Annotated in this window: 9 protein-coding genes and 2 pseudogenes; 2 read left to right on the forward strand and 9 right to left on the reverse strand. The window is 62.8% G+C overall.

Annotated features, from left to right (window positions below; translation table 11 throughout):
- Positions 1–15 precede the first annotated feature (15 nt).
- From QE379_RS16330 to QE379_RS16345, 4 genes and pseudogenes are all read right to left on the reverse strand, one after another.
- A pseudogene (locus QE379_RS16330) lies at positions 16–11286 on the reverse strand (YDG domain-containing protein); the annotation flags it as partial.
- A gap of 106 nt (positions 11287–11392) precedes the next feature.
- Entirely contained in the window at positions 11393–12169 is a 777-nt protein-coding gene (locus tag QE379_RS16335; RefSeq protein WP_307002122.1) for a SapC family protein, read from the reverse strand.
- Between the two features lie 24 nt (positions 12170–12193).
- Positions 12194–13930 (reverse strand): ShlB/FhaC/HecB family hemolysin secretion/activation protein, encoded by a 1737-nt coding sequence (locus QE379_RS16340; RefSeq protein ID WP_307003265.1) that lies wholly within the window; start codon positions 13928–13930, stop codon positions 12194–12196.
- Positions 13931–14167: 237 nt separating this feature from the next.
- The gene (locus tag QE379_RS16345; protein ID WP_307002124.1) at positions 14168–15514 is read right to left on the reverse strand and encodes an EAL domain-containing protein; all 1347 of its coding nucleotides are present in this window, start codon (positions 15512–15514) and stop codon (positions 14168–14170) included.
- Between the two features lie 180 nt (positions 15515–15694).
- On the opposite strand from QE379_RS16345, the gene QE379_RS19665 reads away from it, so the two are divergent.
- Both QE379_RS19665 and QE379_RS19670 read left to right on the forward strand, forming a co-directional pair.
- Positions 15695–16033, forward strand: a complete 339-nt coding sequence (locus QE379_RS19665; protein ID WP_373461810.1) for a tyrosine-type recombinase/integrase — start codon at positions 15695–15697, stop codon at positions 16031–16033.
- A gap of 26 nt (positions 16034–16059) precedes the next feature.
- Positions 16060–16317, forward strand: a complete 258-nt coding sequence (locus QE379_RS19670) for a tyrosine-type recombinase/integrase (protein WP_373461866.1) — start codon at positions 16060–16062, stop codon at positions 16315–16317.
- A gap of 711 nt (positions 16318–17028) precedes the next feature.
- On the opposite strand, the gene QE379_RS16350 is transcribed toward QE379_RS19670, so the two are convergent.
- The 5 genes and pseudogenes from QE379_RS16350 to QE379_RS16370 all read right to left on the reverse strand — a co-directional run bounded on the left by QE379_RS16350 (position 17029) and on the right by QE379_RS16370 (position 25466).
- Positions 17029–18930 (reverse strand): amidohydrolase, encoded by a 1902-nt coding sequence (locus tag QE379_RS16350; RefSeq protein WP_307002126.1) that lies wholly within the window; start codon positions 18928–18930, stop codon positions 17029–17031.
- Positions 18931–18935: 5 nt separating this feature from the next.
- Entirely contained in the window at positions 18936–21428 is a 2493-nt protein-coding gene (locus QE379_RS16355; RefSeq protein ID WP_307002128.1) for a TonB-dependent siderophore receptor, read from the reverse strand.
- Between the two features lie 416 nt (positions 21429–21844).
- Complete coding sequence (locus QE379_RS19675; RefSeq protein ID WP_373461867.1) at positions 21845–22831, reverse strand: FAD-dependent oxidoreductase; 987 nt, start codon at positions 22829–22831, stop codon at positions 21845–21847.
- Between the two features lie 147 nt (positions 22832–22978).
- Positions 22979–23936 (reverse strand): annotated as a pseudogene (locus QE379_RS19680) (NADH:flavin oxidoreductase); the annotation flags it as partial.
- Positions 23937–23951: 15 nt separating this feature from the next.
- Positions 23952–25466: an APC family permease gene (locus QE379_RS16370; RefSeq protein ID WP_307002132.1), complete on the reverse strand. Its 1515-nt coding sequence runs from the start codon at positions 25464–25466 to the stop codon at positions 23952–23954.
- Between the last annotated feature and the right edge of the window lie 263 nt (positions 25467–25729).

Consider the following 25729-nt stretch of genomic DNA (forward strand, 5'->3'; position numbering starts at 1 on the left):
TCCCAGCGTGTAGTTGAGCGCATCGCTGCCCGACAGCGACCAGCCGCTGGCCGTCACCGCCTTGCCCACACCCGCATTCTTGTCGAGGAAGGCGAGCGTGCCGCCGCTTCCCTCGACGAAGTCGCCGTCGACAACATCATGCAGCGTGATCGATCCGGCAGCGGTCTTCCCGCCGTCATAGACCTTGTTGTTCGCATTGGCCGTCGCGGTAATGGCGCGTTGCGTGATCGACCCGTCGACGGAGTCGCCGAAGCTGACGGTATAGTTGCCGCCGCCGAAGGTGTCGAAAATATTATACCCCGACACGCTCAGCTTGCGCGCGCCCGCATCGCGGGTGTCGAAAATCTGGGTGGCGGAGAAGGTATCGCCCGCGACGAGACCATTCGCCAGCACCGTTTTCGACGAACTGTTGGTCCCGTCATAGACCTTCTCGTCCGTGACCGGGGTCAGCTTCAACTCCTTGCGGGTGATCGTTCCGATATTGCCCGATACCGTCGTCGCCAGCGTGTAGTTGCTTGCGTCCGCCCCGGTCAGCGAGACGCCGGAAACCTTGATCGCCTTGTTGTTACCGACGTTCTTGTTGTTGAAGGCCGCGGTCGCCGCCACCAGGGTCGCAGCATCGCTACCCACCACGCCCGACAGTGCATAGTTGGCGGACGTCAGCGCGGCCGTCGTCGTGCCGTCATAGGTCTTGCTGACGCTGCCGGTCAGCGAGAGCGACAGGGCCTTCGCCGTGATCGCGCCCGTGCCCGTAAGCGTCGTCGCCGCCAGCGCGTAGTTCGTCGCGTCGTTACCCGCCAGGCTGAGGCCCCTGACCGTCACCGCCTTGCCGGTGCCGGCATTCTTGTCGACATAGGCCGCGGTCGCGCCGCTGCCCAGGGTCACATTGTCGCTGCCGATCTTGCCGGACAGCGAGATGTCGGTCGTCCCCAGGGTCGCCGTCGCGTTTCCGTCATAGGTCTTGGTCAGGTTGACCAGGCTGGCGGTCAGCGTCTTGGCCGTGATCGTGCCGATGTTGCCCGACACGCTGGAGCCGATCGAATAGTTGGCTGCGTCTGCACCGCTCAGGGACAGACCTGTCGCGGTGACGATCTTGCCGACAGCGGCGTTCTTGTCATTGTACGATGCCGATCCCGTGCCCAAGGTCACGGCATCGCTGCCGATGATCCCCGAAAGGCTGTAGTTCGCGGCCGAAAGGCTCGCCGTCGCCGACCCGTCATAGACCTTAGACACCGTACCGGTCAGGCCCAGCGGCAACCACTTCACTGTGATGACACCAGTGTTCAGCGTCAGCGAATTCGCCACGGTATAATTTGCGGCGTTCGTTCCCACCAGGGTGATGCCGTCGATGATCACCGTCTTGCCGGTGCCGACCGTCTTGGAGTCATACCTCGCGAACGGCCTTGAACCGACGCCGACGAGATCGCCGTCAACCACGCCTGCCAGCGTGATGCTGCTCGCGCTCATAATGGCGGTGAGCGTACCGTCATACGTCCTGTTGATACTGCCGGAGTAACCCGCAGTCAGCGCCTTGGCGGTGATGACACCGTTCAGCGCCGACGTCGTGGACGCGACGGAGTAATTGCCCGCATCCGCGCCGCTCAGCGACAGGCCGGTGACGTTCACCGTCTTGCCGAACCCCGCATTTTTGTCGGCATAGGTCGCCGTGCCGCGGTTAAGCGTCACGGCGTCGCTGCCGATGACGCCGTTCACCTGGAAATTGGCTGCCGTCGTGGTCGCGGTAGCGCCGCCGTCATAGATCTTGCTGACGGTCCCACCGAAATTGACGTTCAGCGCCTTCTGCGTGATCGTCCCGATCGTGGCCGTGGCGCTCGTATTGGCGAGCTGATACCCGTAGATGCGGACGCCATTGTTGCGCGTGACGAGCGACAGATCGTCCGCGGTGATCGTCTTGCCGGTGCCCGCATTCTTGGTGTCGAAGCGCGCGATCGAGAAGGCGGTCGCGGTGTCGCCGTTCAGCAAGCCGGAGAACGAATAATTGGCCTGCCCGAGATTGGCGGTGTCGGTCGCATCATATTCCCGGCTGTAGGTACCGGTCAGCGTCACCGTCACCAGCGGCGCCATGGCATAGAGCAGACCGTTGCCCGAACCGGCCGGTCGGCTCAGCGTGTAGCCCGCGCTATACTGGATGAACGAATAAGGCAGGCTCCCCGTCGTGTCGTTGCTCGGATCCTGCGACCAGACGAGCCAGCGACCCTGCGGGGTCGAAAGCGCGTCGGACGTCGAATTGTTGATGAAGCGGGTGCCCGTTACGAGCTGGAGCGGCGCAACCGAGTCGACGCCGGACGCCGCGACCTTGGCGCCCGAGGCCAGCGTCAGATTGGCGAGCGAACGCAGGACGCCCGTCGCCATGCTGTTATCCCCGCTCACCGACATCGCCGTGCCGCTGGTCACGATCATATTGCCGGTGGCCTTCAGATTACCGACTTCGGCAATCTGGTTCCCTAGCCGCGTGAGAAGCACGTTACCGGCCGTACCGGTCAGCTTGTTCGTGATGAGGTCGACCGTCTGGGTGATCGACGCGTTGCTGGTGGAGGTCGCGCTGACGAGCGAGATACCCTGGATCGTCAGCGGCCCCGCACCGCCATCGCCGAACGCGACATTCTGCGCCGCGCCGAACGCCACCGTGCGGGCGATATTGTTGTATCCGCTGACGGAGTTGAAGTTCAGCGACGTGGTGTTCTCATCGCCGAACTGGAGCGTCGCATATTTGCTCGCACCATTCCCGCCATAACGCAGATCATTGGCAGTGATGATCGAGGCGAGCACATTGCCGTCGATGGTCAGCGCCCCGTTATCGAGCGCCGCGAACAGGAGCTTTCCGGTCGTCTTGGGCAACAGCGCGCCGCCGGTGCCGTTCAACATCATCTTCGACGACTTGAGCGTGATCTGCCCGGTCATCGAGTCACCGCCGATGACGGCGGCCCCGCTATTGCCCTGGAAGATCCCGTACCCGGCCCCGTTCGCGGCGCCGATCACCTTGATGGCGCCGCTGCCCTGCATCGAGATCGGCACGGACGTGCCGGTACCGTTCAGATACACGCCATGCGTGGTCGAAGCGCTGCCCGCAGCAGTGCCGTTGACGGTAATGGTCCCGGTCGTCACTGCCTTGATGGCACCGCCATCGATGCTGACGCCGTAGCCGGATGCGCCCGTACCGCTGACGCCAAGCACGCCAATATCATTCGTATTCCCAGCGAGGTCGCTGATTTCAGCACCGCCCGAAATGGTCACGCCGCTGCTGCCGGTCACGGACGCGCCCAGCGCGCTTCCGGATATGGAGACACTGCCCTTGGTCGTCTTCAGGGCTGCACCGCTGCCCAGAAGAACGCCGCTGCCGCTCGATCGCGCTGCGCCATAGAGTGTCAGATCGCCATTGACCGTCCTGAACGTGCCACCCAGGTTCTTGATGCCGCCGGTCGTGCCAGCCGCATAGATCGAGAGCGTACCTGACCCCGTCGTCTCGATCGTCTGGCCCGCGCCGAGGCTGAGGGCATCGCCGGTCGCGTAGGCCCGAATTACGATGTTGCCGCCGCCCGCGTTCAACGGGCTACCGACGAGTTGCACGCCCGTTCCGGTAGCGCTGAGCGCACTGACGAAATCGGTGTAGTTCGCGGTCGGGACGCCCGTGCCCGCGAGCGCGGCGGAGCCGCCGCGAATAGTGATCGCCCCCCCGGCCGTCGTCACCGCATTGGAGATGGTGACGGTGCCCGTGGCGGCATCGGCACTGCGGCTGTTGAACGTCGTATTGAGCGCACCGCCGTTGCTGGTGATCGTGCCGCCGGTCGTGATGCTCCCCGCCGACTTGATCGTCAGCGTCGAAGCGCCGGTCGCCAGCGCGGATTTGGTGACCTGTGCGGTCGTAAGATCGGCACCGGCGGCCAGGTCGATATTCCCGGCACCATCCGTGCTGATCGCACCTGTGATGAGCGCGCCCCCCGCGGTGAGCGAGATGGCGCCGGCCCCCGTCTCCTTGACGGCACCGGTCGTAGCGCCCGTCTTTGCGGTCACCGTAAGCTTGTCGCTCGCGGTCAGCGCGGCGGTCGAGATGAAGCCACCGCCCGCCGTGACGTCGAGCGTACCGTTCGCCTTGACCTCACCGTCCGCGAGCGTGACGGAACCGACGTCCGATTTGATCGTCAGACCGCCCGCGGCGTTCTGGGCAATGGCGCCCCACCGGATGTCGCCTGCCGACGACGTGATCTTGCTCGCGCCCGCGCCCGACTGGGTCGTCCCCGCGCGCAGATAGACGGTCTTGTCGCCCGTCACGGTGATCGCGCCGCCCGACGTGATCGTGGCCGCCGTTCCATACCCATCGATGAAGTTGGTCGCCGTCGCCGCCGACGTTCCGGTGAAGGTCAGGCCACCGGTGCCCGCCTCGATCTTCAGGGTCGACGGGGTCGAGGAATTGCCGAATTCGATCGCGGCGGCGGTATAGCTGGACCCGCCCGCCAGCGCACCGCCTTCGCCGTTGATGGTCATCAGACCATTGGTCGTCTTCAGGTTGAACGCACCGCTGCCGTCCGCCAGAATGCCCTGAAGGCTGGACGACGCACTGGTGCTCTTGCCGTCGAGCTTCAGCGTGCCCGTCGCGGTCAGGCTGGTCGCGTTTGAGCTGTTGCGCCAGATTCCGACGCCGGTGGTCGACGTGCCGTTGACCAACAAATTGCCGCCGGCCGTCACCGTCGCACCCGCGATGGCGGTGCCATAGCTGCTGACCGCCGTGCCAGACAACGTCACGTCGCCGCCGCCGTTGAGCGTCAGGCCACTGGCCAGATTCAGGCCACGACCGCTACCCTTTGCTTCACCGGTCAGGCTGATCGTGCCCGTGCCGCTCGTCTGAACGGCGGACGTGGTCACATCGAGACCGTTCGACGAGCCACCCGAGACCGACTCGACCTTGATATTGCCGCCACCGGCATTGAGTTGGGTAGCCAGTGCATAGCCGACCGCGTTAGTGCTGGTGCCACGGACTGTGATGTCGCCGCCCAGCGTCGACAGATTGTTGGCGAGCGTGACGCCACTGCCATTGACGCTGACGGCGTTCCCGACGCCATCGATCCCGCCGACCAGGCTGACCGAGCCGCCGTTGGTCGTGATCGTACCATTGGCCGTGATCGCGCCATTGGCCGCCCCCGTGCTGCGGCTGTTGAGCGTGACATTCATCTTGCCGGTCGTCGCCGTGAGCGACGCCCCGCTATTCACTGTCACATTGCCCACCGATTTCAGCGTCAGCGACGCCGTGCCGCTGCCCGTCTTCGCGACATTGCTGATCAACGTGAGATCGTTGGTCGTGCCGACGCTCATCACGCCTGCGCCGGTCTGCGTCAGCCACGTCGGCAGCGATCCGGTCGACAACGACTGCGCCGTTGCCGTCAGATTGCCGTCGGTCGAGATCGTACCGCTCGCCCATGCGCCAGCGACGGTGATGGTCGAAGCACCGGCACCGGTGACCGTAATTGGCAATCTACTAAGATCGGCAATAGGCGCCGATATAGCCAGATTTCCGCCATTGCTAACTGAAATAGATCCGGCAATATTGATGGGCCCCGTCGATTTTACATTGGTTGGACCGCCCGAGGATATCACAAGATATCCCGTGTCGACCATGGTAGACGACGATGTCGGAGTGCCGTTGTTGTCGGTTCTGTATGTGGTATTAGCCCCCCTGCTCTTTATTCCCTCGAATGTTTCTTGTGATACCCCGTTTGCTGACTGTATATTTACGGATACGCCTTCGCTTCCACCTGATATTCTTATGGCTGGCGCCGAATTATCATAGTGCTTACTTTTGCTGTTAATGACGCCTATCGAACTTGTTGCTTCAGTTGTGGTATAGCCAGCTTGCCCGACGCTCATGGCGACAGCTGAGGAAAACGCCTCAATGGTAGCCGACTTTGAAGCGGCTGAAGATAGCTTAAGATCGCCGGCTGCTTGGTATGAAATACCTAAACCAGACGATGTTGATTTTCCTTTGAATACAACCGAACCAGCCGTAGATGAGACATTCAACGGTGATGTGTCATATTCGTAATAGTCATCTACGAATACGACAGATCCATCTGAGTTTGAAACAGAGTTACTTCTTGCGCTGTCGTATTTAGGCGCACTCAGATCGCTAAGAATTCCAGATCCAGACGCAGATGTACCGGATATACTAACATTTCCTGAAGAGGAGTAGGTACCATCTAGTATATAAATCCCGGCGCCACTGTTTGCAGTTCCGTCAATGCTAAGACCTCCGGAACCAGAAAGAATGTTTTCGTTCTTTCCAAAGTCAATTCCACGACCGGAGCCTGTCGATTTTCCGATCAACGTCGTGCTTCCGCCGATGGTCGTCGAAATGATGCCGTTGTCGATAACGTTGATGCCCCGCGCCGATCCCGTGGAACTGCCATCGAGCTTCAGGTTACCCGAGCCGCCGAACACGAACGCCCGAACATCGATGCCGGCGTTGGTCCCTGCCGTCTTGCCGAAGATCGTGACATTGCCGCTGGTCGTCGAGATTTCACCGAGGATCGAGACACCGGTGTTGGTGCCGATCGCATAGTCATCGTCGGCGGAACCGCCCGAAACCAGCAGGTTGCCGCCCTTCGTCGTGACCGCACCGCCCAGCGTGACGCCGCCGATGGCGGCGTTGGTCGCGCGCGACTTCAGGGTGACGTTCAGCGCACCACCACTCGTCGTAACCGCACCGCCGAACGAGATGCCCGCGTTGGACGTGGCTTTCAGGGTGGACGCGCCCGTCCCGGCGGCCGTCTTCGTAACGCTCGCGACCGTCAGATCGGCCGCCGAAGACAGGGTGATGTCCCCGCTGCTGGTGGTCGTGATCGCGTCGGTGGACAGCGTCCCCTTCGACGTGACGGTGATGGCGCCGCCGTTCGGCCCGGTGACGTCGATCGTCCCGGTGCCGACATTCAGGTCTCCGTCGATCGTCACCGTCGTCGCGGCTGCCACCGCTCCGGTCGAGATATCATAGGTTGTGCCCGACCGCTTGCTCGACACGTCGATCGCGCCGGTCTTCGCCGTCAGCGCGGCGGCGGTGATCCCATTGGGTGCCTTGAGCGTCAGCGATCCCTGTGCGGTGATCGCGCCGGTCGCCGTCAGGCTGCCCGCCGCATCGACCGTCAGGTCAGACGCACCAGAAGTCGTCGTCGTCCCGCGCAGGAAGATGGCGCCGTCGGACTGGATCTTCGACGCCGTCCCTGCCGTCTGGATGATCGCCCCCCGGTGCTCGATCGATGCCGAGGTCGTGAAGTTGATCGCGCCCGCCGACGTGATCGAGCTGCTACCGCTGCTCGAGCTGTTGGTGCGATATCCCCAGCCGCCCCAGCCGCTTCCGGTCGTATCGACGGTGAGGCCGCCGGTGCCCGCATTGATCGTCAGGTTGCCCGTGACGCTGGGCGTGCCCGAGGTGCCGACGATGAAGCCCTGATAATCGCTTTGCGCGGTGATCTTCATCAGCGGCGAGATCGACGTATCCGACGAAACCGAGTTGAGACCGACCGCGCCGCTGCCCGCAAACCAGATACCGGTGTTGGACGACGTCGCCGCCGCCGCCGACAACGTCCCCGTGACCTTGCCGGTCAGCGACAACCCGCTCTTGCCGGTGATGCTGGTCGGATTGGCGGAGTTACGAAGGATGCCGCCGCCCGTGGTGGACGTGCCGCTGAATTCGACCAGGCCATTGGAACTATACGTCCCGCCATAGAGACCGATGCCCCAGCCGCTCGTCGACGTGCCGGTGAAGCTCAGCTTGCCCGCGCCCGCGGTGATCGTCGTGTCGAGCGGGAAATCGATGCCGGTGCCGCTGGTCGACACACCGGTGAAGGTGATCGTGCCGCTGTTGATCGTCTTGATCGACGTGGACGTCAGGTTCATGCCCGTGCCGCTGTTCGACACGCCATCCAGGGTGATGTTGCCACCGCCGGCGTCGATCGTCGTTGTCAGGTGGATGCCCGTCGTGGTCCCGCCCGAACCGTAGACGGTCACATTGCCGCCGGAGGTCGAGATGGCGCCGCTGAGCGCAACCCCCTTGGACGGATCGGTCGCGTATTTGTCCGTACCGGTGCCGGTGCTGCCCTGAACGGTCAGCGATCCGCCGGCGGTCGTCACGGTGCCGCCGACATTGACGAAGCCCGTGCTGGCGCCCTTGTACCGGCTGTTCAACAGCACGTTCAGCGCCCCGCCGGTGCTGGCGATCGCACCCGGTGCCGAAATGCTGCCTTCCGACTTGACCGTCAGCGTCGATGCGCCCGTGCCGGTCTTCGAGATCGCCGCCAGGGTGATGTCGTTCACCGCGGTCAGGTCGATCGCGCCGGTACCGGATGCCGTGGTGATCGCCTGCGTCGACAGCGTCTGGTCCGAGGTCATCGAAATGGCCCCGCCGCTCGGGCCGGTGACGTCGACGGTCCCGGTCGTCACATTCTTCTTGCCGGTGACGGTCAGCGTCGTAGCGGCCTTCAGGGCCCCTGTGCTGATGTCATAGGTGCCGGTGGTCGGCGTGCTCGTGATCTTCAGAGCGCCTGTCTTCGCCGTGAAAGCGGCGTTGCCGGCGTCCACGCCCAAGGGACCGGTAACAGTCAGCGAGCCTTCGGCGGTCACGTTGGCTTCGGCACGCACGAGGCCCTTGGCGTCGATCGTGAGGTCGGATGCCCCCGACGTCGTCACCACGCCACGCAGGAAGATCGCGCCGGCGGACTTGATGGAAGAGGCCAACCCTGCCGTCTGCGTCAGCGTCCCGCCGATATCGATCGATGCGGAGGTATCGAAGGTGATCGCGCCGGCGGAGGTGATGGACGTGCTGCCGCTGTCGGCCACAGGGGCGCGGAAGCCCCATCCGCCCTGGCCCTGTCCGGTGGTCGTGACCGTCAGGCCGCCCTTGCCCGCGTCGATCGTCAGCGCAGCGACACCGTTGCCGTCGCCCACCACGAAGCCCGAATAATCGCTCTTCGCTTCGATGCTCAGGACCGGCGACTTGCTGGTGTCGGAGGACTTCGACGTCAGGCTGACCGCGCCGGTCCCGCCCAGGAAAATCCCGGTGTTCGCCGCCACGGCCGAGGAAATCGTATTCTCGACCCGGCCGATGAGTTTCAGACCGCCGTCGCCGGAGATCACCGTCGCGTTGCTCGACGACCGGAAGATGCCGCCGAACGAGGTGGAAATCCCGCTCAGGGTCAGGACCCCGGCGGATTTGAACGTGCCGCCGCGGAAGATCAGGCCGGTGCCGGTGTTCGACTTGCCGAGCACCGACACATTTCCGGCGGTGGTCGCGGCGTCGTTGTTGATCGACGCCCCTTCGGCCAGGTTGATACCGATGCCGCTGGCGAGCGCTTCCCCGACGATGGTCGTCGTGCCGGTCGTCGTCTTGATCGCCACGGCCTGGACGTCGACGCCGTGGCTGTTCGCGGACTGGCCGTCCAGCGTGATATTGCCGTTCGTCGTCGTTATCGACGACCCGACGCTGACGCCGACCGCAGAACCGCTGCCGCCGGCCCCCTTCACCGAGACGGCACCGGCCCCGGTGCTAATCGCCGCGCCGATCGTGACACCGGCCGTGGTGCCGGCGCCGATCGACCGAGTCGCCCCTCCCGAACCGCCGCCGATCACCAGATCGCCGCCGTTCGTCGTGATCCCAGCGCCCACGTTGACATAGCCCGACGCGCCATCGCTCACGCGACTAATCATCGTGACATGAAGTGCGCCAGTGGTCGAACCGATCGAGCTGTTGACGATGATGTTGCGATCCGCGAGCAATCTCAGCGTCGCCGTGCCCCCTCCCGTCTTGGAGATCGCACCGCTGACGGTGATGTCGCCGGCCCCGCCGCCGGCGCTGCCGGTCGTGATCGTGACGCCGGTGCCCGCGTTCAGGCTTGCGTTGATCGCGTTGACATTCACCACCGAGTTCGTCGACGCCGTCGGTATGAAGATATTGGGCGACCCGCCGTCGAAGCTTCCGTTGCTCGTCGCGCCGCTGCTGATCGTGATATTGGTGGGATCGAGCAGCCACGCGCCCGCCTGGCCGGTGCCGGCCGCGGCGTTCACGCCGCCCTGTGCCATCAGCAGGCCCTTCGACGACGTCTCGACGCGCCCCCCATCGGTTGCGCCACTGGCGTCGATCTTGCCCAGGAAATTGGTATAACGATCGGACCACAGCACGGCCTTGCCGCCCGCCCCCGCACTGCCCGACACGTCGATCTTCGCCGTATCCGCCACCACGACCGCATCGGCATTGGCGACATCATGGCCGACCAGCTTCAGCGATGCGTCCGCCCCGCCCTGCCAGTCGCCACCGACCAGCACCCGCCCGCCCGTGATGCCCGATGCGTCGAGCGTCGCGCCGCTGTCGAGCAGCACGTTCTTCGCCGTGGCGACGATCGCCCCGCCCGATCCATCCGCCTTGCGTGCGGTCAGCGTCCCCGCGATGCGCGCCTCGCCGCCCTCGGCCGTCAGAAAGATGCGCCCGTCCTTTTCGGACACACCTCGGGCGTTGATCACGCCGCTGGTGTTGCCCGCCAGCGCATAGATGTTGCCGCCCTGCGCCCGCAATTCGGCTTCCGCCGCCTGGATGGCGCCGCTGTTCGTGACGGTCGTGTCCGCCCCGCCGACCACGACCGCAAACTTGCCGTCATCGAGCGCCTGGTCACGCAGCACGACCTGATAGCCCGCCAGCAGCCCCACCGAGCCCTTCGCGGCGTCGATCGAACCTTCGTTGACGACCTTGGAGGCGACCAGGACGACGTCGCCGCCAAGGCTGCCGATCTTGCCATAGTTGAGCAGCGGCGCTTCGCTCGCCCCCGCAAGCGTCAGGCTCCCCCCCGCCATGAAGCTGGCATTGTCGAGATCCTGGGTCGAGCCGACAAAACGGCCGCCGACATTGATCTCACCCGTCTTGCCTATGACGATACCGTTGCGGTTGATCAGGTAGACCGACCCTTCGCCCCGCAACATGCCATCGATCATGCTCGCCGAATTGCCGGTCACCCGGTTCAGCGTCGCACCGTCCTTGCCATTGTTGAAGGTGACGGTTGCGCCCTCGGCGACCGAAAAGCCCTTCCAGTCGATGATCGCCTTGCTCGTCGATTGGCGGACCGTCATGTCCATCCCGCTCGTCTCGACGGTTGCCTGTCCGGCAACGACCTGACCGCCCGTAGGCAGCGTCTGGGCAAAGGCGGGCGTCGCGTTGGGAACAAGGCCTGCCAACGACAAACCGAAGATCGGTGCCGAGAAGAGGAGCTTGGCGCGATTGCGAGGACGAGCGATCATTGCTTTTTCCAGTTTAGCAGGTCGACAGTCAGGTCCTGTCGACCTGCATCATCAATCGAGGAACAGTTCAGTCAGTCAGAAGAAGAAGGAGCACTCGCCCAATGTCTTATTCTGCGTTTTCCAGATCTTTTTCCGGCTCAGCCTGATCAACCGAGGCGCGATCCCGTCGCGCGATCAGGGCATCCCATTGCTTGAGGGAAAGCAGGTGCGCGTCGATCGCGACCACCGCGCCCGCCCGGACCAGGCTGGCCAGCTGATTGTCGGGCAGCGCCCGCAGCCGCTCTTCGGATACGCCGTAATAGTCGGCGATCAGTTCACGCTCCGATCCGTCGGCGGGCACCGTGACCGTATGCTTCACTTCCAGCAGATCGGCTTCGATCAGCACCTCGACAAACAACTGGGTGCGCTTGCGCTCGGCCTCGAACTCGTTGAGGAAGTTGATCGCGTTCTTGGTGAATTCGGTCGGCTCGTCGCCCTCGAACAGCGACTGGCCGTCGCCGCCCTCCTCGAAGCCCGGCGCATCGCGGTCGATGCACACCACGAAATCATCGCCCTCGGTGCCCGCGAGCGTGAACGGATAGCGGCGCAGGTAGGCGGGCACATAGACACCGTCCTCGAACCGACCGTCCTTCATGAAGAGGTTCTGGCCCTCCTTCATCCCCAGGATCGCCATCGGCGTCTTCTCCGGACCGCCGAACACGATCGGGTAATGATGCATGGCCTGCGTAAACTCGCCGACGAGCAGTGGCACGACCTGAACCGCGCCGACCTTCGCCAGAAGCCGATCGTCGACGACGAACTTCAGATCTGCGTGATCGCGCGAATGCAGGGCTTCGGGCTTCTCGTAGAGATACTGCGAGCCGGACAGTTCGATGTTACCCATGACTTTGCCTTTTCCGTTATTTTCTTAGAAGGTTACGGTGGATCGAAGTTGCACGCGCCAATCCCCGACGCGCGTCCGTTGACCGTTGCGGAGCACCCAGGCGGAATTGCCGCCGAGCGAGAAATGCGAGCCGAGCCGATAGTCGCCGCCAAGACCGGCCGAGGCGAGGAAGGTGTCGACCTTCTTCTGATTGTCATGCCCCCAACCCGCGTCGAGGAAGACATAGGGCGCCATCTGTCCCTGCGTGCCTCGCGGCAGGGCGATCGCTGGCAACCGCAGTTCGTTGCGCGACAACGCCCCCGTGTCGAACGCCCCCTCGTCCGGGGTGTAGCCGCGCACCAGACCGTCACCGCCCAGACCCAATTGGGCCGGCAGCGGAAGCGCGCTACGCGACATTTGCAGCGTCAGTTGGCCCGAATAGCCGAGGCCCCAGGGCAGGCGCTTCTGCCCCGTCAGATCGAGCGTGCCGTAGCTGAACCGATCGTCCTTCGTGCGGCCGTTGGTGAACGCGGCCAGTCGGGCACTGCGTCGAGACGACGGATCGCCGGGGCTGACATGCAGATTGGCTGCAAAGGTCAGGCTGCCCGTATTGCTCGCCCAAGACTTGGAATAGCCCAGAAGTGCCTGCCAATAGTTCGCCGTGCCATCCAGGGCGACCTGATTGCCGAAGTAGACGATCCGGTGCTGCTGCTTGGATTCCAATCCGACGACGACGTCGCCCGAGGTCGAGGCAAGTCCGAACGTCGACAACGCGAAACGATAACCCAGCGTCGCTTCCGTCGTCCGCTGGCGGACCGAGAAGTCCTTGTTGACCTGTTGATTGGTCAGTGCATCGCTGAACGTGAACTCGATATTCTGACGCGGCAGGGTCGGGATATACAGACGACCGCCTTGCGCCCGATAACGTGGCTCCTTGGCGTAGAAGTCCGAGCCGTTGCGCAGCCAGGAATCCCCGCTGCCGGTGAGCTGATACGAGCCGTAGGCCCCCGTCAGGCCCGGCAGCTTGAAAATCGTGCCGACGAAAAAGCGGTCGAGGCCGGTCGAACTCGCGCCGGTGTTGGACCAGCCGGCATAGACACGCACCGGCGCCGGAGCCTGGGAAAGGAGGTTCAGGGTCGTGCGCCCCGTCTCACGTCCCGGGGAGAATTGCGCCGAGATCGGGGTGAGCGGATCGCGGTTGATCCAGTCGATATCCTCCTGCAAATCCTGGCTGTTCACGGGCGCGCCCACGCTGAGCCGCAGGTTCCGCTTGATCGCCACGGCCTCGCCCGGCGTCACGCCTCGGACGTTCACGCCGTCGAGACGAAACTCGGTCACCCGGAGCTGCAAGACGCCCGTCGTGATCTCTTGCTCAGGGGCGCTCAGCGAGACGAACGGGCGGCCCGCAGCGCGCGACAGCCGTGCCACTTCGGCCTGGATCTGCGCGATGAGCTGCCGGGAAAGCGGCTGGCCGATAAACCGCTTGAGGGCCGACGCCGCCCGCGCCCGATCGACCGCCTCGACGTTCGAGACGTGAACGCCCGGCGTCAGCGTCGCGGGATCACGCAAAGCCTCTCCCTGATCCAACAGAACCAGTGCCTTCAACGCCGGGCCGATCGGAGTCATATCCGCTTCCGTCGGCAGTGCGTCTTGCACCTCGACGCTCTGTTTGGGCGGCTGCGGCACGGGAGGAAGGTTGCGCTCGACAGCGGTCTGTGCCGAGGCATGCCCGGCGATGGAGAGCGCGGTTCCGGCAAGCAGTAGTCTACAAGTCAGTTTCATCACGACGCAGGCCGATCACAATCAGTGGTTTGAAGTCCGTGTTGGCGGTGTTCGCAGCGCCGGACCGCGCTGCGCGCTGAGCTCAAGCGAGGCCGAGAGGGCACCGGCTGCTGCTCCGCCATTGGCGGTCCGGCAACGAGATGGTCGTCCCCGGACAAGCCGGTGGCTGAGGGACGCCGGCGACCGGCGTGGCTGGGACCGAATTGCGCCCGTCAGCGATCGCGAACGGCAGGGCGGTCATAGCGCCCTCCCGCGCGGCAGTTGCGCCGCGCTGTGTAGATGAGCGACCCTTGCGGCTGTCGCTGCGAACCCCGGAATACCGACCGAACGATGCTTGGCAGAATTACGCCAAGGCATGCCGCATGTCGGACGTGCAAAGTGATAACCTTGCTGCCATTCGGCGCCGGCCGCATGGGCCAGTTCGAGGTCGGCTTCATCCTCGATACCTTCGACGATCACCGTCGACGCGATCGACCCCGCCAGTGCGACCATATGGGTCAGGGTTTCGAGCCCCGCATTCGACACCACCGCCCGCCGCAGAAAGACATGATCGATCTTCACGATATCGGGCGCGAGTGCGAGCAACTGCCGGATCGAGGCATGGCCCACGCCGAAATCATCGACCGCGATCCGACACCCCGTCCGCCGCATGCGCGACACGAACAGCGCCGTCTCGCCGATGTCGGCGATCGGCGTGCTCTCCGTCACCTCCAGGATGAGCCGACATGCGACACCCGGATGCGCCGCGAAATGCGCGCAAACCTCCTCCCAGTCGCCGTTCCATCGCGCGCTTTGTGCCGAGATGTTGACGCCCAGCACGATATCGGGCGAGCGCTCCAACTCCTCGATCACGCGGTCGACCACGTAACGATCGAGAAGCGTCGCAAAGCCGAGCCGTTCGAACGCCTGAATCGTATCATGCGGCGAACCATGAACATCCGCAGCCGTCATGACCCGCAGCAGCGCCTCCCGGTAGAGGATCGTCGCCGGGTCCTGTGCGGCGCAGATCGGCTGCCAGGCGAGATGAAGCTCCGTCGGGCCCGCCCGTGACGGGATGGCGGATCGCGACGCCTCGATCGCCCCGAGACACGAGCCCACCAGGGTCATGTCGGCGCGGTAACGTGCCGCCCATCCTCCGACGCCGCCGACCTGCTCTCCGAGAAAGCCATGGGCGATCGCTGCGACCGACGCATCCTCGTCGTCCGTTTGGTCGATCCACTGTCCGCTCAGCCAGATGTGGAGAGGTCCTGCCGTCGACGGGAATACGGTCGCGGACACCTCTTTGCACAGCCGGTCGAGCCAGGCCATGCGGCGCCCACCTGCCTGCCCCCCGACTTCCTCCCGGTCGAAGACCAGAAGCTGAAAGAGTCCGGGATCGATCTCGATCAGCGTTCCGCCATGGCCGATCACAGCTCCGAGCGCCGCCGAAAGCCCGAGGCGCACCTCGCCAGCGGCATCGATGCCGTAAGCCGTCTCGATATGCCGGATATTCTCGATCCGCAGCACGGCATGAGCCGCTGCAAGCGCCGCTGCAAGCGCCGCTCGCGCCGCATCAAGGCGAGACAGCGTGGCGCTCGAAGCCACGGCGCCCACTTCCCCGAGATATGACTGCCCCATGACTTCGCCCCTGATCGACGGGCGGAGGCCCTTCGAGTCTGTGACGGTCTAGCCAAAAGTGTAACAGCCCCCTGGACAGGCATGATCGCCGGCTACGGGGTAATAGGCACGATAAGGATAGAAACGATGTCGGCGGAATTTCGTTAAATGAACACTGGCATTTTTACCAAATATGGTAACAGAAAATATCTCACCGCCAGTGAGGTCGAACATTTCATCAGCGCGACCCGAAAATACTCGATAGAGGTTCGGGCATTTTGCCTTGTCATGGCTTTTACCGGTTGTCGTATATCGGAAGCCCTATCGTTAACGACTGACAGTATCGACTTCGTATCGGAACAGGTGGTGATCCGGTGCCTGAAGAAGCGGGGCAGGACGATATTTCGCGCAATACCTCTCCCCTCCAATGTTATAAAGATATTGAAACGATGGTTCGATCAGCGCCCCGCGAACAAACCGACCTGCTATGGCCATGGTGTCGAATGACGGGATATCGCCGAATTCGTGAAGTTATGGATGCTGCCGGGATCAGCGGGGGTCATGCGACCCCGAAGGGATTGCGCCATGGCTTCGGCGTCAAGGCGATACAGTCCGGCGTCCCGTTAACTCTTGTCCAGCGTTGGCTAGGGCATGCCGATATTAAGACGACGGCAATCTACACCAGTGCGATGGGCCCCGAAGAGCGCCAGCTCGCGGCGCGAATGTGGGGCAAACATACTCGCGTCCGGAGAGGTGGTAAGCAAGCTGGAGCATGTCTTGAGCCCGCATAAACGGTGCATCGCAGGCTGTGGCCATCCCTACTTCGGAAAGACTAAGCGGTATACCAAACAGCGAAGATGCAGCAATGAAAGGAGAATAGATTTTATTAACCATAGTTTTCGAGGACGGTTCGCAGCCGTAACAATAGCTTATTTCTTTCAGCTTTAAACAAAGGCTTGCACAAAGTTACATTATTGGCTATTTTGTATCGCATAAAATGGCTTAATATCAACAGGCTATCCATTGTCGGTGGCCTTTACTGAATGAGTGTCATCGCGATGACACGCCTCTGTTCCGTGGATCGAAATATCGGCGTTCTCTCCGATACCCCGTCACATATTTTTTGACGCATTGATGTTTCGGAACCTTGATCCACACCGTGCACGTTGGCGTACCACGCCTTCACACCATCGATTGATGCAAGGCAATCAGGTGGGGCAGATCGATCGAGTTTGAAAGCCGATGGTCGTTACAAAGGGTTCACAATGGTGTAAAAGCGGAATGAATGCGCGTGGTAGCGGCGCCACCGGGGCGCGGCCGTCACGATGTTGCAGCCCATTCGGCCGCCGCCCCCACCGCTCGACATGGTTTTCGCATGAAACTGCGTGGCTTAATGGGCCCGAAAAGCCTGAGGACTGCCTATCCTGCGGCACGGGCTACCCGCCTCTACCTGAACCGGCATTTTGCCATGCTTCCGCTTCATCGATCGAAATGAAAGCGCCTTATCGGAGCCGATAGACCGTCTTACCGCCGACAATGGTCCGAAGGACGGCGACCTTTGCGATCTCCGTAGGCGCAGTGCCGAACACATCGCGATCCAGAACGATCAGATCGGCCAGTTTGCCGACTTCGAGCGAGCCCGTCAGATGGTCCTGATGGAGTTGATGAGCCGCGTCGATGGTCATCGCACGTATCGCCTCCAGGATCGATAAGCCCGGATCTATGCCAAGGCGTCCGGGAAGATACGGTATCGAAGATCGATCCGCCTGTCGGGTCAACGCAACCTGCAAGGCAAACCAGGGATTCAGACGGTCGACGGGCCAGTCGCTGCCATAGCTGATCCTGGCCCCCTTGGCCTTCAACAAGCCGGCAGGTTCGAGCAACGCGGATCGTCGTTCGCCCAGCGACCCGCGCGAACGCTCATATTCCGGGGCGGGCTTCGCCCATTGGAAGGAAAGCGTGGGCTGAACGTCGAGTTGCGCGAACCGCGCGAAATCCGTCGGGTCGACCAGATCGGCATGCGCGATCGACAGCCGGATGTCCCTGTCCGGAAATGCAGCCCGCACACCCGCGAAACTGTCCAGAGCCTCCCGCACGGAACGATCGCCGACGGCGTGGATGTGCGGCTCCAGGCCATGCCTTGCCAGACTGACCACCAATCGGCGCAGGAGCGGCGCCGGCACGTACAGGGGATCGGGTCCGCGGTCCGTACCCGGTCGCCAATCGGGTCGCGCGAGCGTTCCGTGATTGACGCGGTAAGGCTCCAGCAGAGCGCCGGTATTTTCGGGCGCGGTGCTGATGCCGTCCAACATGATCTTGGCGTTTCTGACGGCCACTTGCGGTTCTGGCCCGGAGGCTGGCTGATCGAACCGATGCGCGAGCGCCACCGCATCCTCTACGACCTTCGCTTCGTCCGCAGCCGCCTTCGATGGGTTGATGAAGACCGCGAAATTCGCCCGAGCGGTCAGTCCGCTTGCCCGCTCGACGGCGGCGAATGCCCCGATGGTCCGCTCACTGGCGAGCGCATCCAGAAAGCCGGTAATCCCCTGCGCGGCCATGACGCGCAGGGCCGCCCGCGCCGACTCCGCATCCTCGGTCGCAGAGGGCGGCGGTATCAGATCCTCGACCAGTCGTTGCGCGGCGTCCTCCAGCAGGCCGGTCAACTCCCCCGAAGCGTCCCGGCCGATCCTGCCCCCCGCAGGGTCCGGCGTTGCTCGCGTAATGCCCGCCAGCGCCAAGGCCTTGCTGTTCACGACGACACTGTGCGCGAACGACGAGCGAACCACGATCGGCCGGTCCGTCCGCAGTTCGTCGAGGAGCGCGCGGTCAAAGGCACGACCGCCAGTGAGGGTTCCACCCTGATACCATGCCGAAGCGATCAACCACCGATGCGCTCTGGTGCCCTTGCTTGTGTCGAGACACTGCTGAATGCGGCGCTTCAACTCCGCGACGGCGAGCGCTTCATAATTGAGGTAGCATTGCCGCAAGATGGCGCCGCCGCCCAAAGGGTGCATATGGGCGTCCACCAGACCCGGCAGCACGGTACGCCCCCGGAGGTCCTCGACGACCGTCCCATGTCCGATCAGCCGTCTTGCGTCTGCGTTACTCCCAACGAAGACGATTCGCCCGCCTCTGACAGCCAGTGCTTGCACGACGCTGTTGTCCGCATCGACCGTATGAATCCGCCCATTTAGATAGACGGTGTCCGCCAAACCGACTGGCTCGGCTGGCGCGGGACCGGCCGACCAAGCCGCCAGAAACAATAGCAACCAGCGCACGGCCCGCTCCGATATCGCCCGCATCCGGTCACCCCTCCCCTTCTGGCGACGCGACGATGTCGTTGCCGCATGTCGGCCGAACGACGCCCAGCCGCCGGGACGAAGCTTTGTGAAGAACCGCCGCACTCGGCCTATAGCCGCCAATGCGCGCCGAGCGTGATCGTCCTTGGGCGGGCGATATTCGCGAAGCTGAACGGTCCGGTATATTGGGCGGGCGGGCCGCTCGATCGCGCCAGGCTGTTCGTCAGGTTCTGAACCGTCAGATCGACGCCCCACGCCTCGCCCTTGTCCAGCGTGAACCGGCTCCCCACCAGGCCATAGCCGGGTATCGAATAGAAGAAGCTCGAAGCGCTGGGGAGCGCGGCGACGATGGAACTGCGATAGGACGCATTGAGATTGGCGCCGATCGTCCAACCGCTGTCTCGCAGGCTGGTTCGATAATCGATGAAACCGCTCAACGAATGCCGGGGCGTCGCCGGGAGTCGCGCACCCGCAGCACCACGGATGGCGACGATCGGCCTGCCGCCATATTGCGGCAGGTCGATGATCTCGAAAGACCGCGTGAGCCGCGCATCCGTATAGGCATAGCCAGCCGATAAGGTGAGCGCGTCGCTCACCCGCGCCGTCCATTCGATCTCGCCCCCGCGACTGCGCGCCTCACTACCATTGAAGACCGCGGGAATCGCCGAGGGCGTCAGCGCCTCGAATTGGAAAGCGGACCAATCGATCTGGAAAAGAGCCAGTGTGAAATCAACACGACGCCGCACCGAACCCTTGAATCCGATCTCGTAATTCCTGGCGAAATCGGGCTCGAACGACTGGTAGGCCGGTAACGACGCGAAATTGCCGCTATTCGCCACCGTATTGGCTCCCCCGCGCCGGAAGCCCTCCGAATAGGTCGCGTACACCCTTATGCTAGGGCTCGGTTCATAGGATGTGTTGAGCTTCTTGATCGCGCGGTGAAAGGACCGCGTCCGAGAGACGAAGCTGCCGCCCCGTTGCTGGCCAGGTGAAAAGCCATCCCCGCAATATAGCCCGCATATGGGGTATTCCTGGCGATAGCTGTTGGCGAAGCGCTGCCAGAATACGCGCGTACCGCCCGTGACCTGCCATTTGGGCGTAAGATGCGCGGTAACCTCGCCAAAAACCGCCTTGTCCTCAAACGTGATCCGCCGGTCCGCATGCCAGTTCAGGTCACCGGCTTCGGGGTTCGCATGGAAGCGGGTCGTGGCATTGGAAAATGCCAAGATTCCCGGGTTGGACTGATGGACGATGTCCCGCTGTCGGTCCTTGGAATAATAGACCCCGGCCACATAATCGATGATGTTCGAACCTTCGGAAGCCAATCGAAGCTCCTCGGTGAAGACCCGATTGCGGCGTTCGTTAAGGGTTGGGGCCATCAGCCGGGGATAATAATTGTAGAATGAGGCCAGCGGATAGCCGCCAGCCGGGTTCGAGACGTTCAGATAAAGATCCGTATTATTGGTCAGGAAATCCACTTGGTTGTCGGCATAGGTCGTGGTCGACGTGACCGTCGCGAAGCCAAGATCCATGCTGGCATCGAGGCTGACGAGATCGACATCACGATCATTATATTGCCTGATGAAGCTCGTGCTGCGATACTTTCCTCCATCCGGCAGGAACGTCGCTCCATTGGGATAAAGCCCGCCCGCTGGAGTGGTCGTATCGCGGTTTCGCCCTCTGGAACCGGGAAAGTCGGCGACGCTGTAATCGACCGTCTGCCCCTGCCAGAACCTGTTGACAGACTGCGCATCGTCGACCGCCGTCCGTTCATGATGATAGGTCAGATCGACGATGGCGGCCTCGCTCGCCTCCCAGCGCAACGTGCCGCGCGCGAACCAGTTGGCGGAGCTGTTGGTATCTTCGCGGGGGGCGAGCACGAAACCGCTGGCGATATCCGACGCGACACGGCGGCTTGGAATGCCGAAGGGATCTTGGGTGTCCGTCGCGACCAGTCCCACGGCATCGATGAAGCCCGCCAAGCGCTGGTATCCCCCGACGGCACGAAGCGTGATGGCGCCCGAAATCGGAAGATTGAAAACGGCGCCGAGGTCGTAATTGGGCGAACCCGCACGCTCGCTCCAGCCGAAGCCCGAACGCGCCTCGGCGAGAAATTGCCCAGATTGCGGCTTCTTCGGGATGAATCGCAATGTGCCGCCGACCGAGCCGGAACCGTAGAGCGTACCCTGCGGGCCACGCAGCACCTCGACGCGCTCGATGTCGTTCATCGTGAGTGCGAAGAAGACAGGAACATTGCCGAAATAGGTCAACACAGGCGACACGGTCTGCGTCGTCCCGCCCGTGCCGATCCGGCTCTGGGACTGGGCATTCAGACCCCGCATGACGACGTTGTTGCCGCTGCCGTATAGCGCTGGCCCCTGATCGTTCTGGACCAGTCCGGGAACGAGCCGGATGACGTCGTTGACGGAAGACGCACCCGTCCTCGACAATGTGTCTGCGCTCAATGCGGTGATGTTGTACGGTACATCGAGAACAGTTTGCGACCGCCGCCCCGCCGTGACGACAATCTCTTCGGATGGCCCCTCCTCTTCCTCGTGCACCGAAACGACCGCGACTTGCGCCACCGCAGGGTCGGTTCCCAACGACATGATCGCTGTCGCACACAAAAACCCGAGTTTGCCCGAAACCCGATCACTCCCACGACGCATGCACTTCCCCCCAAGCTTTGCGTCCAGACGAACGGGAGGTCCACCGCCCGCTCACCACTTCAATCGGGCAAGGGATTAATCGGCCACCCTAAAACGTAAAATCGAAAAATCCGAACCAATGCGTAGATTAAACCTAACGCTTCGGGAGAACGTCGCCATTTCGTATCACATCAGTGCACAGCCTCCATATGCAACATCTCTTCCTTATTTTGCGTGGTTTAGCTGACAGCATTGATACCGGGAGGATCGTCTTCCCACCACGACAATATCTATTCTTCAAAACGTGTTAGCGACAGACGACTCCGGTTTATGGATCTCGGCCCAGCAATCAAATCGTCTTTCGCGCGACGTCAGCCCGCACCCGATACCCCCATCAGTTCGGTGATCTCACGCCGAAACGGGATAGTGTCTTCAGCGACCGGTGGCGCATCCAGTTCCTCGGCGAAACGGCGGCCCGCATAGGTCGCATGGGCGATCGTCGCGGGTGCCAGAGCGTCGCCGATCACCGTCACCGCCTCGATCCCGGCATCCGCCCATTCGATCTCGCGAGCTTTCAGGTCGAATGCCAATCCATCCTCAGGCAGACGCGCCGTCACCAGGACGACGGCATCCACCTCGATCAGGGTCTCACGCCCGGTAAACACGCATTTCAGGACGGCACGCCCCGTCTCGATGCGCTCGAGCGCTAGGAAGGTGCGGATGGCGATCCCCTTCTCCAGCATCCGCTTTTGAATGAAATGCTGCTCCAGCGTGTTGCGCGTCCAGGTGGACGCCTCCGAGGCGGGCGTGACGTAGATCGTCTCGTAGCCCTCATCGGCCAGCCGCTCGGCGACGACGCCGCCCATATAATAATGGTCGTCGTCCCAGACGAGCACGCGCTTGCCCGCCGGCAACCGCCCTGCCAGCATGTCGGTCGCGGACAGGACCTCCATCGCCTCGTCGATCGCGATCAGCCGGGTATGAACATGGCCCACGCCATCGCGCCGCCACGTCGAGCCGGTTGCCATCACGATCCGGGGAATGCCGAGCGCCAGAATATGGTCGGCATCCAACCGGCTGTCGAAAAAGACCTCGACGTTCGGCAATTTGCGGATCTGGAGCTCCCGATGGTCCCGTACCCGGCGCCACGCCGCAAGGCCCGGCATGCGCGCCTCGAGGGTCACGCGCCCCCCAAGCTCCTTGCCCGCCTCGGCCAGCATGACGTCATAGCCGCGCTTTCCCAGAGCCTGCGCCGCCTCCATGCCCGCAGGTCCCGCGCCGACGATCAGCACGGGCTTGTCCGTGGTCCTCGGCCGGATCGTCTCGGGGTGCCAGCCCTTGCGCCATTCCTCACCCATGGTCGGGTTCTGGGTGCACCGCAACGGCGACTGGGTGAAATCGCCCGACACGCAGATGTTACAGCCGATACACTCCCGAATATCATCGAGCCGACCGTCGCGCACCTTGTTGGGCAGGAACGGATCAGCGATCGAGGGCCGCGCCGCCCCGATCAGGTCGAGCACGCCCTGGCGCACAAGGCTCGCCATGCGGTCGACCGAGGTGTAGCGGCCGACCCCGACGACCGGCTTATCCGTCAGTCGCTTGATCCCGGAAATGAACGGCTCGGAATAGCCCTCCTGCGCGAAACGCGAGGTCGCGCTGTCATTCTCCCATCCCGCAAGCGTGACATCCCACAGATCGGGAAGGTCGCCGAGCAGGCCGATCATGTCCTCGACCTCCTCCTTGTAGAGGCCTTGCTCGCCGATCAGTTCGTCCACCGAAATACGGATCGGGATCGCGCAGCTATCTCCGACGGCCGCCTTGGTGTCCTCGGTGATCTCGCGCAGCAGGCGGACCCGGTTCTCCAGGCTGCCGCCATATTCGTCGACGCGATCATTGTACCGGCGCGAAAGGAAATGATGGAGGAACCCCAGGGCATGGGCGGCATAGACATAGATGAGGTCGAACCCCGCCCGTCGCGCACGCCGAACGGCGTCCAGATGCCAGCGCCGGATATTGGCGATATCCGCTCTTGTCCATCCGGCGGGCCTGTACCGGGTCGTAGGTGAAGGTCGCCACCGGCAAGGGTGACGGCGCCATCGGCACCTCGCGCGAGTAGAGATTGGGGCCGTTGAGACCGTTATAGGCCAGTTCTATCCCCGCCAACGCACCATGTTCGTGGATCTTCTCCGCCATACGCGCAAGGGCAGGAATGTCGCGATCGTCCCAAAGGCGCAGTTCGATAAAGGGCGTGATATCCGACGAATAATGAAGTTCGACCTGCTCGGTACAGACGACCGCCCATCCCCCCTCGGCCTTGATACCCCGCATCGCCGCCAGCGCGGTCGGATCACGATATCCCATGCCGTTGCAATGCGGCACCTGGTAAAAGCGATTGCGCGCCGTCACCGGCCCGATATCGATCGGCTCGAACAGAATATCGTGGTGCGGCTCACATGGCATTCGCAACTATTCCCCTCAAATCGTCACGCTCGAACGACGCCCGCCCAAAAGCGAGATGCGCATATTGTTCATATAGCCAAGCAGAGCGATCACGATGAGCAGAGCCAATGTTCCCAAGGTAAAGACCTCGAAACGAAGCCGTGAAACGCCCCAGTTTTCTTCAAAGGCATATTGAAAGCCCAGGATATACTCCAGCGAACCGGGAAGTATGGCGCTCCAGGACCCCAGTATCGCCCAGAACATCGCCAGCGCCGCTGCAACGCCCATACCTGCAAGGCCCCCTGGTACGGCGTAGGGCCGCGCTACCCGAGGGTAGCGCAAGCGCAACCTGACGGCGGCCGGAAAAACGAACAGCAACGTCAGCAAGAAGGTGGATGTCGCGATCGACAGGACGACCTTGAACGTCGCTTCGCTATCCCCCTGGGAGAAGATCGTCCCTGCGGCCATGAAGAGCAGCGCGACGACAGTGCCCAAGCCACTCACGCGAAGCGGCACCCCGGTGCGTCGCTCGACCTTTCCGAAAGCGGAGAAGAAGGCACCATCTGCGGCCGCCACGGCGAGGGTCCGGTTGGCTGCGGTAGCCCATGCCGCTCCCGTGATCATCAGACACGCGATGAATGCGATCACCGCCCCACCGAGCAGGATCGGCGCGAACCGCCCATAAACACCCAGGACCATCGCCACGGCGGACATGAACCCCGAGATGCCGGTGATGGAAGCCGGGGGAAGCACCAGAAAGAGCGACAGCATCGGCAGCGCATAGGCGAGCACACCGATGACGCCGCTCAGCCCCACCCCGCGGGGAATGTCACGTTGCGGATTGCGCAGGCCGCCGCCTGCCTGGCTTGGCACCTCGAAGCCCGACAAGGAGAAGACCAGCAACGGCGCGAGCCCGAGAAAGCCCATCATCGTCGGCGTCATCGCGTTAACCCCGGCACCACGGAAACCCGACAGCGCACCATAGATCAACGTGGATGAAATGAACGCGGCCGTCAGCACAAGCTTAAGGCATGCGCCGATCCTGAATAGTATGATCGACCGCTCCAGCGGGAGCACCGTGATGATAAAGGTCACCAGCACGAATATCGTCTTGAACCCCAGATCTCCCAACGATCCGGGGGTGACGGGATGAATATAGCCGTTCCATGCCTCCACGCTGAGAAACGCGAGGGACCCGCCAATCCAGATCGGGTTGATCGACCAATATAGCATCGTAGCCAGACAGGCCGGCAGCCGGCCGAATGCCAGTTTCACCCAGATGTACAGGCCACCCTCGCCGGGAAATGCGCTCCCCAGTTCCGCCGTGATAAGACCATAAGGTACCATCCAGAGAACGGCCATCACGATCAGCATCGTAAAGGTCTGTCCTCCGAAGGTCGAAATCTGGCCGACCATGTCCAGGCTGATCAGCGCAGCCAGGATCATGAACGGCACATCCAACCGCTTCAGCGGACCGAGCGGCAGCCCTGCCGGGCCATCCCGCTTCGCTCCGCCGTCCATCACCCCTTCCTCACGCTCCCCAAGCGTCATCGTCTGCCGATCCCATCATCCATGAGCTCAACCCTCGGGACCGCCCTCGATCGATTGTCGTGGCCGATCTGGCCTTTCACTGTGCCTCACGCGCTCCAGCCTGGCTTGATCCCGTTGGGGAATAAGGGCTTAGCCGCGGCGGAAATTTAACCTTTCCACCTGATATTTTTATAATCTATATCAGCATTATAGGAGCAGCAATACGTCAAAAATAAACCTTGTTTACCATATGAGTTAACGCCGATTACTGGCCGATAGCGCTC

This window comes from Sphingomonas sp. SORGH_AS_0879, assembly GCF_030819175.1.
Taxonomy (GTDB): domain Bacteria; phylum Pseudomonadota; class Alphaproteobacteria; order Sphingomonadales; family Sphingomonadaceae; genus Sphingomonas.